Origin of the sequence: Neoalteromonas flava (assembly GCF_002807685.1) — a bacterium.
In the GTDB taxonomy this organism is placed as follows: domain Bacteria; phylum Pseudomonadota; class Gammaproteobacteria; order Enterobacterales; family Alteromonadaceae; genus Alteromonas_E; species Alteromonas_E flava.
Genome location: NZ_PEAX01000001.1, coordinates 792,729 through 806,714 on the forward strand (window position 1 = coordinate 792,729; position 13,986 = coordinate 806,714).

Below are 13,986 nucleotides of genomic sequence, written 5' to 3' on the forward strand. Positions count from 1 at the left end.
TTCAAGCGTTAATCGTTTGCCCTAAAGGCAGTGATTGACTCAGTTTGATTGCTGACGACGTTGCTTTTTGCGACGTGGCTGTCCAAACACGGCTTTATTATTTGCCGGCATCGCTACGGGCGAGAATTCTTTCATCACCCGCCGATACACATCACGCTTGAAGGACACTACATTGCGCACGGGATACCAATAGCTAACCCAGCGCCAGTCATCAAATTCTGGGTGCCCCGATTGCAACACATCCACGTCCCGCTCGTCACAGCGCAACTGGAGCAAAAACCATTTTTGTTTTTGTCCGATACAAACTGGGTTCGAACCTTGTCTTATAAGCCGTTTGGGCAATTTGTAACGCACCCAGTTACGGGTGGAAGAAAGGATTTCTACGTCGTTTGAACGTAAGCCTACTTCTTCGTACAACTCACGGTACATCGCTTGTTCAGGTGTTTCACCATCGTCGATACCGCCTTGCGGAAATTGCCAAGAATGTTGTCCGTATCGTCTCGCCCAGAACACTTGCCCTAAACGATTACAAATGACGATACCCACATTCGCACGGAATCCGTCTGCGTCTATCACGAAGACTCCATAGTGCGTAATTCATTATCAATGATTTCATTCTTCCATAAACGAGTTGAATTGCATAGCATTAGAAACAAATAGTTTACCCTCAGACAACGAGCTCTATTGGTGCAAGTACCAAACACGCCCCCACAAAACATTGAAGACCTTATCAAGCGCGCTAATCAATTGGCAGGACTGACCCTTGGTGACTTAGCGGCATTAGCGAATATTGCGGTGCCGGCCAATTTTCAGCGTCAGAAAGGTTGGAGTGGTCAACTGCTTGAATTATGGCTCGGCGCCACGGCGGGATCACGCCCACAGCACGATTTCCCAGAGCTCGGCGTAGAGCTAAAAACCTTACCCATCGATCACGCTGGGCGCCCAGCAGAGACAACCTATGTGTGTTATGCCCCCTTACTCGGGCAAGAAGGGGTTAACTGGGAAACAAGTAGCGTTTACCACAAGTTACGCACCGTATTATGGATCCCGATTGACGGTGAGCGCAGCATTCCTCCAAGCGACCGGATGGTGGGCAGCCCGATTTTATGGCAACCCAATGCCGCACAAAGTAGCCAATTAAAGGCCGATTGGGAAGAAATCATGGAGCGCATCAGCTTAGGGGCGGTTGAGTCAATCACCGCGCGCTTAGGCGAGGTATTACAGCTTCGCCCCAAGGCCGCCGATGGCTCACAGACTACTGCTGCGATTGGTCCTAATGGCGCCCTAATCCAAACCCGACCGCGCGGCTTTTATCTACGCAAAGCATTTACTCAAGAAATACTGCAGCAGGCTTTTACGTAGTTTGCGGTTGCCAGAGACTCTGCGCGCACAGCACACACCTAATTGCCCATCGGTTCTATGCAGACTTGATATACGTCAATATCCGCTCATCCACGCACTGTTAGCATGACTAATAGCTAATACGTTATCGGAGTGAAGAAAATGGCCTTGCGAATCACTGAAGACTGTATCAATTGTGATCTTTGTCCGGTTGAATGTCCCAACGAAGCTATCAGCATGGGCGCTGATTTTTATCAAATCGACAGCAACCGTTGCACTGAGTGTGTCGGGCATTACGATGAACCAAACTGTGTTGCGGTTTGTCCTGTGGGTTGTATTGAACCGGACCCCGACAAGCGCGAAAGCATTGATGAGTTAGCGGATAAATTTACCCGACTGCACTGCTAGTTTGCTTTTGATGTTTGCGCCTGCACAGCACCATTACTGGCCGCGGTGTTGGGTGTTTGAATTTTGGCCAAAGGGTCTAGGAAAATCGGTTCATCATGAGCATCCAGTGGGTCATCAAACTCACTGGCACTGCGTGCGCCCATCGTTGTGATGTACTTAATAAACATATCTGACAAAAACTTTTCCGACTCAAACCCTAAGCGCCGTGCCACAGCAGTCACTTTAGCATCCGTTCGCATTAAGACCTTTTTGGCGTATTCCAAGCGATAATGATAAACAAATGCGCGGAAATTGCGTTTCAATAGAACATGAATAGCGATGGCCAAATCGGTTGGATCAACGCCTGCAGCATCGGCTAATTGTTCAATACGCAAACCAATCACCTTATAGGCTTTACGTTGGATCATGGCTTTTTCAGCCCGTGCCAAGGCCTCACGTAAGCGCCATTCCTCGCCTTGTTTTTTCTCCAAGCGCACCAAGTCCAGAGGCTGTGGTGAGTAGCGGCGACGTTCCAGCAACAAGATAAAAATCATCAAAAAGACCAAACCATAAGCATAATGCAGTGTGGTCTGCCACCAACTGAATTGGACAAAGTTGAATGCCACCAATGCGGTGAGTATGGTCGCGGCAAAACCTATGCCCACCATCGTCGCTAAGAGACTAATAATGGTGGGAACGCGGTAATAACTTACGTCGACCACTTGCTCAGACAAGGTATTCTGGTAAGTTTGCATCGCTTCAACCAACTTAATGCCAATGCCAACAATCATCAAACCTGTCAGGCCATAAACGAAATAGACCGGGGCATACGTTAATGGGTTGCCTTGTGGTTGTTGCATGAGTAAGTTAATTTTTTCACTTGCTGGTAGTAATAGGGTCGGCACTTGCAGGCCGACCACGAGAACTACACCGAGATACATCAGCGGCCGCCATCGAATAGGCTGTTTTTGTACCATCGGAAAACTCATCAACGCAACGGCAACCATCATTAGCAATGGCACACAATAAAACAGGCCAACTAACACTGCCAACCAATGCGCAGCACCAGATAATCGCAATAGGTCTTCGGCCAGAATAAGCGGCCACAGCGCGCTAATTGCATACAACAGCTTACCGTGCGGCAACACGTCAAAACGGGCCCAGGCAAAGGCCATCAAGCCTAGCCATAAGACAAACAGCAAGGTTGTTAAGAACTCTAAAAGTTCAGCCATAGTTTACCAGTAAGCCTCTTGCTCAATTGCTGCAGCTCGGGTTCGTTCAATCACTAATAGTAGGTTATGAAGTTTATCGGCGGTCCATGACTTTAATGCAGGAATATCCTCAAATTCAGCTTCATTGAGTAACTTTTTCAATGTGATCAGCGCCTTCATTTCCTCTACACCGATCAAGATATCGTGCCAGGGAGCACGAAAATCACCGCGTTGATCACTGAACAAGTCAGCGAGTAAATACCCATTGGTCAGTGCTTGGCGCAACACCGCCTCGGTTGCAATATAGTGTGTTTGGGACAGTGGTTCCGGTTGTGCTAACGTCTGCATTACGTTTTGCCAGCCTTGTGACAACCACCCGCGAGCATGCTCCAATACAGGCTTATCGTATCCCGTTGCTTCATTTCGCCACGGCTTTTTGACCATTAGCTCGCTGGTCAGAATTTTGATTTCATTGGCTTCACTGGAAAAAAATAATTGCTCTGGGGAACGGCCTTGCAGTAAGCCGACTTTACGCCCTTGCAAATAGCTCATCAGGGCTTCATGTTCGGTCAAGAAATGGGTAAAAGGGCCCTTTTTCGAGCGGAGAAAACGTAAATTATGTAATTCGGTTAACCAGGACCATTTTTGCGTGTAACTGATCAGCCGCTTGTGCAGAGTCAGTAGCGGTGCGCATTGTAATACCGGTAAATACAGCGAAACACTTTGCACCAACAAATATAAACCTTCCTGCACATTATCCAAGTACTTTAACGCCTGAGTGTTCATATAGACTTGTTCGTGGTGCTGCCAATGCCCTAGCGCAGCCTCAACAGCGTTACAAAATGCCTCCTCAGTGGTACTTTCAAATTCGAGTGGCAAATAATCGGGCAATGGGTGCCGGCCTTGGCGCGTTTCACCGAGCAAGGTATACCCCATCGCGGCTTTAGTCGTATCGCTCAAGCGCAACGATAAATGCTGATTGAGCACCCGCGCTAGTTGAAACACCCGCTGCACATCACCCTGCTTGAGCTCAATTTCCACCTCGTGGATAGGATGAGAGTCTTTTTCCGTGGTGACTTCACCATGATCAAAGACAACTTCTACGCAATCATCTCCCAAGGTTAGGCGATATTCATGCCGCGTAAAATCAGTGGCAAAGCGCTTTACTAAGGCGCTTTGCAACGCTTCCGAGGTCATTTCTGCAGGCCAGCGCACATCATTAAACAAGCGCAAATCCGGATGCTCTGAACTTAACGGGATATTGTATTCACCACGCTGATGCAAGCCACCAATCGTAGACCCCTGCGTCTTCAGGGTTTGCTCATACTGCCCGTTGCAGCCACGCACGCGAAAACCAAAGCGATGCGTAGCGAAAAAATGATCATCGGTATCATAGTATTGATTACTCAGTTGCTTCTGCTCATGGGCGATGGTTAGCTCACTGGCACTACCGAGCAAATTGCTCAGGTCAGGCAATAAGCGCTGAAAACGCTCGTGGCCGTCACCATTGACCACAAATTTCATCTCAACTTCGTTATTCACAACATTTTTTTATGATTAAGCATAGATGCGCATAACCTTACTCTTGAGGCTTTGACTTGGCAATCAGTTCACCATCGAATACCATCGGCATATTAAATGATAATTTGCACAAGGCTTTAGCAACTATGCGTTCAGCTTTTTTCATGGCTCTGTTGATTTCGATTGGATTGCTGATGAGTCCATCAGTTACAGCGCAATCAGCAGACGACTCGGCGACTATTATGGATGACCTTACGGTCTTCTTGCACACGGGGCCGAGCCGCAACTACCGAATAACAGGCACAATCGTGGCGGGTTCACCAATCACCATCCTAGCTCGTGAAGGTGACCCCGAGTTCGTTCAAATCAGTGATGATGAAGGCCGCACAGGCTGGGTTGAAGCGCGCTTTATTTCAACTTCCGGCTCGATCCGTGCGGAGCTACCGGCGTTGCGTCAAGCCATAAATGACGTGCGTGCCAGTAACACAACATTGCAACAACAAAACCAGCGTTTACGCGAGGAAAACGCCACATTAACTCAGCAAAGCCAGCGCCTAGCGCAACAGCTGGAAGGTGCGCTGCAAGAGCAGCAAACCTTGCAAGAACAGCTGCAGCGTGTCGATCAAAAGGAAATGATCGATTGGTTCACGCGCGGTGGCATTGTCGCGGTAGCGTGTATTTTGTTGGGGATCTTAATTACTTTTATCCCCAAGAAGCGCCGCCGCAACGACCAGTGGATGAATTAATCATCATCCACTAGTGTCATCAGCGAGGTATTTCCGCCCGACGCTGTAGTATCGATACTGATGGTTTTCTCCGTCATCAAACGGATGATCAGATTGTCCATATATTCTGACGTGATAACAGGCAGAATAGGTCCTTCACGTTGCGCTAATTGCGCACAGAAGAACTCGTTATGGTTATTCTGACTATCCACCACAACCGCATTTAGCGCGGGGTCAGCCAGCAACTGAGTGAGATGCTGAGTACGCGCAATCTGTAAAATACTGGCTGGCGCGCCCGCATCTACCAAGTAACCTTTAATCGCTTCGATCTCTGCATAATATGCATCCGATACCACTGCCACCATGGTATTGCCCGTCGCCAGTGCTGTGACCAGTGACAACACCCAGTACTCAAAGGTAACACTACTATCACCATAGCCAAGGATCACTCCGCGCGGCTCTAAGCGTAGTTCATTTGACTCGCCAGTTGGGCCTGGCAATTGGGTATGCTTCTTGAGCATTTTCTCGATTAATGTCAGCTGCTTGCGCGCACTTGCCAGGGTAGTGTCGAGTTCATCTACATAGCGATTACTGACGTCTTCCTTGGCCAATTGTGCCAGCATTTGGCGGATATATGACAAGCGATCATTTAGCGATGTTAAGCGCCATTTATCTTCAGCCTTAGTGGCGGCCTGCATCAACTCAACAACCGACGAATAGTGATCATCAGCAGAACCAAAATCGATCTTGCGACTATCATCCGAGGCGTACCAGATTTCCGCAGGCGTTTTGCGCTCAAGTAGCAAGCGCGGGAGGTAGTTCGGGCCACCCGCTTTCGGTCCTGTACCCGACAAGCCTCGCCCACCAAAGGGCTGTACCCCGACAATCGCGCCGATCATGTTGCGATTGATATACACGTTACCCACTTTCGCACGCGCGGCAATGTAGTTGGCACGTTCTTCGATGCGCGAGTGGACGCCTAAGGTCAAACCGTACCCGAGTTGATTGATTTGCTCGACCACATTATCTAAATCTTTAGATTTAAACCGCACGATGTGCACGATTGGGCCAAACACTTCTTTCTCAAGCACGTCTAACGACGGGATCTCATACAATGTCGGCGCAAAGAAGTGACCTTTCGCAGCCAACTCGTCGTTGAGTTCAGTCTGATAAATTAGCTTCGCCTGGTCCGCCATTTTTTGCGTGTGCGCCTGCAAAGTTTTTAATGCTTTTTCATCAATAACCGGACCCACATCAGTGTGTAGCCAGGTAGGGTCACCGATTTCCAACTCTTGCATAGCACCGGATAGCATTTCGATGACATCGTCAGCGATATCTTCTTGCACAAACATCACGCGCAGCGCTGAGCAGCGCTGTCCCGCGCTTTGAAAGCCAGAGTGCACTACATCGTCCACCACCTGTTCTGGCAATGCGGTGGAGTCAACGATCATGCAGTTTTGCCCACCCGTTTCGGCAATCAATGGTACCTGCGCACCGCTGCGCTTGGCCAACGTACGCGAGATAAGTGTTGCCGTCTGGGTTGAGCCGGTGAACATGACTGCACTCACCCGCTCGTCCGGTAATAAGGTTTCACCCACCGGCTGCCCGGTGGCAACAACAAGCTGTAAGGCATCTTCAGGCAAACCTACGCCGTACATGATTTCAACTGCACGACGCGCAATCAATGCGGTTTGCTCAGCCGGTTTGGCGATCACCGTATTACCTGCAGCTAAAGCTGCGACGACTTGCCCCAAAAAGATCGCTAAAGGGAAGTTCCATGGGCTAATCGCTAACACGACACCCCGCGATAATAATCGCTCGTCTTTACTCACTTCTTGAATCTGTACCGCGTAGTAGCGACAGAAATCCACCGCTTCGCGGATCTCATCAATACCATCTTGCGTGACTTTACCCGCTTCTAACATACACAAAGCAATCAACTCATCGCGGTGACGCTCAAGCGCATCAGCAATTAGATTCAAAATTTCAGCGCGCTCAGAAACCGGTGTTTCACTCCACTTGGCATAGCCATCACTGACTTTACCCAACTTGGTGAGCATCTGCTCTGGCGTATCATAAATGTGATAACCCACCACGTGGTTGAGGTCAGCTGGATTGCGCACGGCAACTGCGCCTTCAGGTAGCTCACCGTCAATGCGATATTCGTTGGCAGCGCGCTCGACGCCAAGCTTTAACGGCACAATTTGATTAAACTCGGCGATATCAAGCCCGCGGGAGTTGACGCGACTAGGCGCATACAGGTCCGCTGGCATTGTGATCTTGGTATTGACTCGCTCGTCAAGGCGCTGGGTGCGCTCGACCGGATCTTCGAGGAGGGATTCTACCGGCTTCTTGTCGTCAATAATCGCATTCACAAAAGACGAGTTCGCACCGTTTTCTAACAAACGACGCACTAAATAGGCCAAGAGATCTTCATGATCGCCCACCGGCGCATAGATCCGGCATTGAATGCCTTCATCACTGACCACACTGTCGTACAGAGTATCACCCATACCGTGCAAACACTGGAATTCAAAACCACTGTGATCGCCCCCTGCCAGTTCAATAATGACCGACGCGGTGTAGGCATTGTGGGTCGCAAATTGTGGGTAAATCGTGTCACGATAAGCCAACAAACGATTGGCGCAGGCATGATAAGACACATCGGTTGAAGATTTACGGGTAAACACCGGATAGTGCTCAACGCCAGCTTGCTGACTGACTTTAATCTCACTATCCCAATAGGCACCTTTCACCAAACGCACCATCAATTGACGGTTGTGCTTCAGGGTCAAATCTCGCAGCCACTCAATAACATGAATAGCCCGTTTTTGGTAGGCTTGCACCGCTAGACCAAAACCTGACCAGTCTTCTAATTGCGGGTCTGCAAAGACTTTTTCGATAATATCGAGGGATATATCCAAACGCTCAGATTCTTCAGCATCAACCGTTAAACCAATATCATATTGCTTGGCTAACAAACACAACGCCAACAGCTTTTCGGGTAACTCTTTCATCACGCGATCGTAATGAGTCAGCTCATAGCGCGGATGGATAGCCGACAGTTTTACTGATATACCAGGGCTCTTACGCGGCCCTCGGCCAGCGGCTGCTTTACCTATGGCATGAATGGCAGTTTCGTAAGCTTCGTAATACCGCTGCGCATCTTTACTATTGCGAGCACCTTCGCCAAGCATATCGTATGAATAGGCATAGCCTTTCTTTTCTTTCTCAGTAGCCCGCTTGATGGCATCTTCAATCGATTCACCCATCACGAACTGACGGCCCATCACTTTCATGGCGATATTCATTGCACGCCGGATCACTGGCTCCCCCATGCGGCCCATGGTCTTTTTCAGTAGGTTAAACTGGTCACTTTTAGAGCGATCAGCATAGTTCACCATGTTACCGGTTAGCAGTAGCCCCCACGAAGATGCATTCACAAATAACGAGTCACTATTGCCCAAATGCGGAGCCCATTGTCCGCGTGACAATTTGTCGCGGATCAACGATTCTTGATTCGATTTATCCGGCACGCGCAGTAGCGCTTCCGCCAAACACATCAACACCACACCTTCGGAAGTGGACAGAGAATACTCGTTAAGTAAGGCATCTACGCCACCATGTCCTTGCTGCTCTTTGCGGATCTGCAACACCAATTTTCTGGCGCGATCCCAAGCACGACTCCTTGCACGCATATTGATCTCGGCCTCAGGCAGAATAAAGTCAATGGCTTTATCCTCATCAATCCTGTGGTAATCGCGGATCACTTGGCGCAATGGCGTCGTGGTACAAAGTTCATCAGAAAACAGCATAGGTGCCTCATCATATGGTTGATTTGGGCGCCACGATAACGCTGAACGCCCAAGAAAAAAAGAGTCTCGGTAAAAACTTGCTACGCAAAAGTGTCAATTAACGATTACCCTATTTTAGAGACAGCATGCATAGCGTGATTTATAGCCATTACGGCTTGGCTACAGCGAGCTAAATTTATTCTGGCAAGACTGGCTGATGAGCCCCAAAACCTAGCGTTAATGAACCAAACAGTGCGACTCTGTCTAATTAGAATACGGAGTAAAAGTGCTATTCTTTACTTATCAGTCAAATCTGATCGGTCGATGTTGAGCTCTAAGAGCTATCTTCTTGACGGCTGGATTCGAAAACGCGCGGCGATAGGACGCGAGTGGCTCGTTTCGCGACTGTCTATCCGGCGGAGTTCGCCCGTGGAATAGGTAGCATTGATAATAAAGCTGTGCCATAAACTTTACGTCAACCAGCTACACTAAAGTTTGATAGTGAGAGCAATTTGAGCAGCGATAAAGCTTGCTGCGGGCGCTAGGCTTAGCGAGTTCGTCTTTGAACTCAGTTCTGTGCAATTGCTCAAACGGTGCATCAACGTATGGTTAGTCAGGTTGATTGTTGAATAACAGGATAGTTGGATAGTTGGATAGTTAATACAGAGTCAATATTGTAAGGATGAATATGAAAACATTTCGTAATGCACTAATAGGTCTATTGATAGTTATCATCGCCGGGTATTTTCTGTTTGCCGACTGGTTGATCAAAACCATCGCCGAAGAAGAAATTGGCAAAGCTTATGGTGCCGAAGTGAATATTGGCGCAGTTAGCCACTCCTTGTTCCCGACCACCATCACCTTTAGCGATATTCAATTGACTGATCCAATACAACCCACCACCAATAAAGTTGCAGTGCAGCAAGCCTTTGCCGACGTTGAGTTTGGCCCTTTGCTCAGCAAAAAATTGATCGCCAACGAAGTGAATATTGATGGCGTCGCATTTGGTACTGCGCGCGCATCTGCCGGTGCCGTGTATCGCCAACCAGAGCCCGCCGGTAACTTTGGTTTTCCGAGTTTAGAAGACGTGCCGAGCGTGGATGAATTACTGCAAAACTCACCGTTAAAAACCACGGCAGCGGTAACACAAGCGCAACAGACGGTACAGAAGCATGAAGCCATTTTAAAGGAACAATTCGAAGCCCTGCCCAGTAAGGCGCGGATCGACGAATACAAAGCACAAATAAAAGCGCTACAAGCGCAAGATCTCAAAGATCCACAGGCAATGCTGCAAGCTAAAAATCAGTTTGATCAACTAAAAGAACAAATACGCGCCGACAAAACCCAACTAGAAAGCTTTACAACGGCTGTGCAAGCAGCCAAGGAAGACCTAAGCGCAGCAAAAACTGCATTAAGCCAAGCCAGTAAAGAGGATTATCAGTTACTGCAAGGTTTGGTAGGCGGAGACCAAGCGGCACTGGCGCAAATTACCCAAAGCTTGTTCGGCGAAAAGGCCGCCCAATATACCCAATATATTACCTTGGCGATCCAAACCCTGGCCCCCATGTTAAGCGGTGAAAGCGCCGCTGAAGAGACACCCAAAGAGATTCCCGCCGATGGCTTACCGAATGTATGGATCAAGCAAGCGCGGGCTTCAGTGCTCGTCAATGGAGAATCCATTGCGAGCGAATGGCGCAATATCACCGATCAACACGCATTGGTGAATGGCCCCACTGAATTTGTCATTGATGCCGCGCAAAGCGCTTTATGGCAAGTATTTTCAACGTCTGGGCAATTCGCGGTTACCGCCGATGGTGTCAACGCTGAGCAACAGTGGTCGATTAAAGGCATTAATCTCAAAGATTTAAACCTGTCGGACAGTCAACGCATGAGTGCTCAGATCTTGTCAGCGCTCGCCACCACAACGGGTCAACTCAGTGTGATCAATAGTCAACTGGACGGCACCGGTTCGATTGATTTAGCTCAATTAAGCATGGCCCTCACGGGGAGTGACGATTTTACCTCCGCAGTGGCCAGCGCCATGGATGATATTTCAGCGCTATCGATGCGGTTAAATTTAAGTGGTGATTTACAATCGCCTAACTTCAGTTTGCGGTCGGATTTAGATCGTCAGTTAATGAGCGCGATTGCCACAAGCTTCAGTCAGGATGAAACTGGCAAGCTGGCCGAGTTACGCAATAAATTAGAAGCCAAAACGGCGGATTCGTTGGGTGATACCAGTGGCCTCCTCAGTCAACTGACGGGCTGGCAAGACCAAACAGCGGGACAAAGCGCTACGCTCAACGAACTCTTGGCTGCGCCGCTGAATAACGCGGTGGAAAAAAAGAAAAACGAGTTGTTAGATAAACTTAAAGGCAAACTGGGCGGCTAACGCCCGTCACCTCTTGCTTGCACGATAAATCACGGCATAATGGCAACATTCGATTAATTGAGGTTGCCTATGTCGCGCGATAAAGTGATCCCGCTAATACTGTTGGTATTATTGGCTGCGTTACAGTATCGCCTGTGGTTTGGTAAACACAGCATCCCCGACCTTTGGGAACTACAAAGTAAAATCGATGAGCAAGTTCAACAAAACGCTAACCTTACCCAACGCAATGAACTGCTCAAGGCAGACATCAATGACCTCAAAATTGGTTTGGAAGCCATAGAAGAGCGCGCTCGTAATGAGCTTGGTCTGATCAAGCAAGGTGAAACTTTCTATCGTATCCTTCCCGCTGAGCAATAAGTATGAATGAGCGTTTTCCAGTAGTTATTCCTGCCGCGGGAGTGGGTAAGCGTATGCAGGCCGATCGCCCTAAGCAGTACTTGCTGCTTAATGGTGAGCCGTTATTGGCACACACGCTTAAGAAACTGCTAGCGCATCCTAAATTGGGGCAATTATTTTTGGTCGTCAATGATGACGATGGTTATGTGGATGAGTTAAACCTAGCGCAAGAACCGCGCATCACCCGCGTCAGTGGTGGCAGCGAACGGGTTGATAGTGTGCTGAATGGACTGCGTGCTGTCGCGCAGCACGCAAAAGCTAATGAGTGGGTTTTGGTGCACGATGCAGCGCGCCCTTGCGTGTCAGCAACTGACATTGATGCTCTGATCCAACACGTCACACACCACCAGCAAGGCGGGATCCTTGCTTACCCGGTGCGCGACACGATGAAGCAAGCCAGCGCTGATCAACCCAATCTCGTCGCGCAGACCCAACCGCGCGAACATTTATGGCATGCGCTTACGCCGCAAATGTTTCGTCTAGATGAGCTCACACGTGCGATTGAGCAAGGGCTAGCACAGGGCGCAAGCATAACTGATGAGGCTTCCGCGATGGAGCAGGCAGGCTACAGAGTAAGTTTAGTCGAAGGCTGCGTAAGCAATATTAAAGTCACTCGCCCGCCTGATTTAGCCTTGGCAGAATTTTATTTAACTGATTACACCCCCGCAGATAAGAAGGTACAACAGTAGTATGCGTATTGGTCACGGTTTTGACGTTCATAAATTTGGTGGCGAAGGCCCAATCACCATTGGCGGTGTAAGCATTGATTATCCGCAAGGATTGCTAGCGCACTCCGACGGTGACGTTTTGCTGCATGCATTGTGCGATGCACTGCTTGGCGCAGCGGCTTTGGGGGATATTGGTAAACACTTCCCCGATACCGACGCAGCCTACGCCAATGCCGATTCGCGGGTATTATTGCGTCATGTAGTGGGTCTGCTTGCCGAGCGAGGCTTCCAGCTGTGCAATGCAGATATGACTATCGTGGCTCAAGCACCCAAAATGGCCAGCCATATTGACGCGATGCGCGCCCACATCGCAGCGGATTGTCAGGTTGAACTGGATGCCATCAATGTCAAAGCCACTACTACTGAAAAGCTCGGTTATACCGGTCGCAAAGAAGGCATTGCTTGTCATGCTGTGGTGTTAATTGAGCGTATCGCATGAGTCTAACACTCGCTACCGATTGGTATTATTTACATGGTAAACCCCAAGCCTCAGCTCGCTTTAAGGCCATTGCCGACGATTTTATTGTGACTGAAGAACTGGGTTATGCGACCAGTGGTGAAGGTGAACACATTTTCTTGTGGGTCGAAAAGCAAGACCTAAATACCGCATTTGTGGCTGAAGCTCTGGCTAAATTTACTGGGCTACCGCTACGAGCCGTAAGCTACGCAGGGCGCAAAGACAAGTTTGCCCTAACCCAGCAATGGTTTGGCGTACATATGCCGGGTAATCAACAACTGGATTGGAGTGCGTTTTCGCTGCCCGGTGCGCGCATTCTGGATAACCAACGGCATCATAAAAAGTTGCGTACCGGACAGTTAAAAGGCAATCGTTTTACTATCCGTCTGCGCGACCTCACTGACATGCCCTGGGCTTTGGAGCGCGCAGCATTGATTAAAGCGTATGGCGCGCCAAACTACTTTGCCGAGCAGCGCTTTGGCGTGGTGCGTGGCAGCGATGGTCAACTGCACACGGGCGGCAATCTTGCCATGGCACAGCGCATGATGGACGGTGAAACCATTCGCAATCGAAATAAGCGCTCAATGGCAATATCTGCATTACGCAGTTGGTTATTCAATCATGTCGTCTCTGCTCGCATCAATGCAGACTGTTATGATGAAATCCTCGCCGGTGATGCGATGCAATTAAGCGGCAGTAATAGCTTTTTCATTGTACCCGCTGTCGATGAGACGCTGCGCCAACGCTTAAGCGAAGGGGACATTGCCATTACTGCGCCGTTGGCGGGCAAAGGTAAATGGCTCACTCAGGATGCTGCTGAGGAATTTGAACAGCAATCGTGTCGTAACTTCCAACCCGTACTGGATACATTAACCGCGCTTGACTTGAAACAAGAAAGGCGCGCCATAAGCCTGCGCCCCGAGAACTTTGAATGGGACGTGGATGGAAACGATTTGTGCCTACAATTAAGTTTACCCGCGGGTTGCTATGCGACTGCAGTGATCCGCGAACTGGTGAATGTGGAGGAAGGCTAG

At 49.2% G+C, this 13,986-nt stretch carries 12 protein-coding genes; 8 read left to right on the forward strand and 4 right to left on the reverse strand.

Features of this window, described 5'->3' with window-relative positions; all coding sequences use genetic code 11:
* Positions 1-39: 39 nt before the first annotated feature.
* Entirely contained in the window at positions 40-576 is a 537-nt protein-coding gene (gene rppH / locus CSH92_RS03705) for an RNA pyrophosphohydrolase (RefSeq protein ID WP_100656235.1), read from the reverse strand.
* Positions 577-687: 111 nt separating this feature from the next.
* On the opposite strand from rppH, the gene mutH reads away from it, so the two are divergent.
* Positions 688-1,362 (forward strand): DNA mismatch repair endonuclease MutH, encoded by a 675-nt coding sequence (mutH, locus tag CSH92_RS03710; RefSeq protein WP_100656236.1) that lies wholly within the window; start codon positions 688-690, stop codon positions 1,360-1,362.
* Between the two features lie 141 nt (positions 1,363-1,503).
* A complete protein-coding gene (locus CSH92_RS03715) occupies positions 1,504-1,749 on the forward strand; it encodes a YfhL family 4Fe-4S dicluster ferredoxin (RefSeq protein ID WP_100656237.1) in 246 nt (81 codons plus the stop codon).
* Here CSH92_RS03715 and CSH92_RS03720 read toward each other — a convergent pair.
* Entirely contained in the window at positions 1,746-2,960 is a 1,215-nt protein-coding gene (locus CSH92_RS03720) for a helix-turn-helix domain-containing protein (protein ID WP_100656238.1), read from the reverse strand. The two genes, CSH92_RS03715 and CSH92_RS03720, sit on opposite strands and share 4 nt — an antisense overlap.
* A gap of 3 nt (positions 2,961-2,963) precedes the next feature.
* Positions 2,964-4,463: a CYTH domain-containing protein gene (locus tag CSH92_RS03725; RefSeq protein WP_124916911.1), complete on the reverse strand. Its 1,500-nt coding sequence runs from the start codon at positions 4,461-4,463 to the stop codon at positions 2,964-2,966.
* Between the two features lie 143 nt (positions 4,464-4,606).
* Here CSH92_RS03725 and CSH92_RS03730 point away from each other — a divergent pair, with 143 nt between their 5' ends.
* On the forward strand, positions 4,607-5,206 hold the full coding sequence (locus tag CSH92_RS03730; RefSeq protein WP_124916912.1) for a TIGR04211 family SH3 domain-containing protein: 600 nt from the start codon (positions 4,607-4,609) through the stop codon (positions 5,204-5,206).
* On the opposite strand, the gene putA is transcribed toward CSH92_RS03730, so the two are convergent.
* Positions 5,203-9,000, reverse strand: coding sequence for a bifunctional proline dehydrogenase/L-glutamate gamma-semialdehyde dehydrogenase PutA (gene putA / locus CSH92_RS03735; protein ID WP_100656241.1), 3,798 nt, complete (start codon positions 8,998-9,000; stop codon positions 5,203-5,205). The genes CSH92_RS03730 and putA overlap by 4 nt on opposite strands.
* A gap of 667 nt (positions 9,001-9,667) precedes the next feature.
* On the opposite strand from putA, the gene CSH92_RS03740 reads away from it, so the two are divergent.
* The 5 genes from CSH92_RS03740 (at position 9,668) to truD (ending at position 13,986) form a co-directional block, all read left to right on the forward strand.
* The gene (locus tag CSH92_RS03740) at positions 9,668-11,371 is read left to right on the forward strand and encodes a TIGR03545 family protein (protein ID WP_164084649.1); all 1,704 of its coding nucleotides are present in this window, start codon (positions 9,668-9,670) and stop codon (positions 11,369-11,371) included.
* Between the two features lie 69 nt (positions 11,372-11,440).
* On the forward strand, positions 11,441-11,728 hold the full coding sequence (ftsB, locus tag CSH92_RS03745; RefSeq protein WP_100656243.1) for a cell division protein FtsB: 288 nt from the start codon (positions 11,441-11,443) through the stop codon (positions 11,726-11,728).
* 2 nt (positions 11,729-11,730) lie between these two features.
* Positions 11,731-12,456 carry a 2-C-methyl-D-erythritol 4-phosphate cytidylyltransferase gene (gene ispD / locus CSH92_RS03750; protein WP_100656244.1) on the forward strand — a complete coding sequence of 242 codons (726 nt, stop codon included), beginning with the start codon at positions 11,731-11,733 and terminating at the stop codon, positions 12,454-12,456.
* Position 12,457: 1 nt separating this feature from the next.
* Entirely contained in the window at positions 12,458-12,934 is a 477-nt protein-coding gene (gene ispF, locus CSH92_RS03755; protein ID WP_100656245.1) for a 2-C-methyl-D-erythritol 2,4-cyclodiphosphate synthase, read from the forward strand.
* Positions 12,931-13,986, forward strand: coding sequence for a tRNA pseudouridine(13) synthase TruD (truD, locus tag CSH92_RS03760; protein ID WP_100656246.1), 1,056 nt, complete (start codon positions 12,931-12,933; stop codon positions 13,984-13,986). Before ispF ends, truD begins: the two co-directional genes overlap by 4 nt.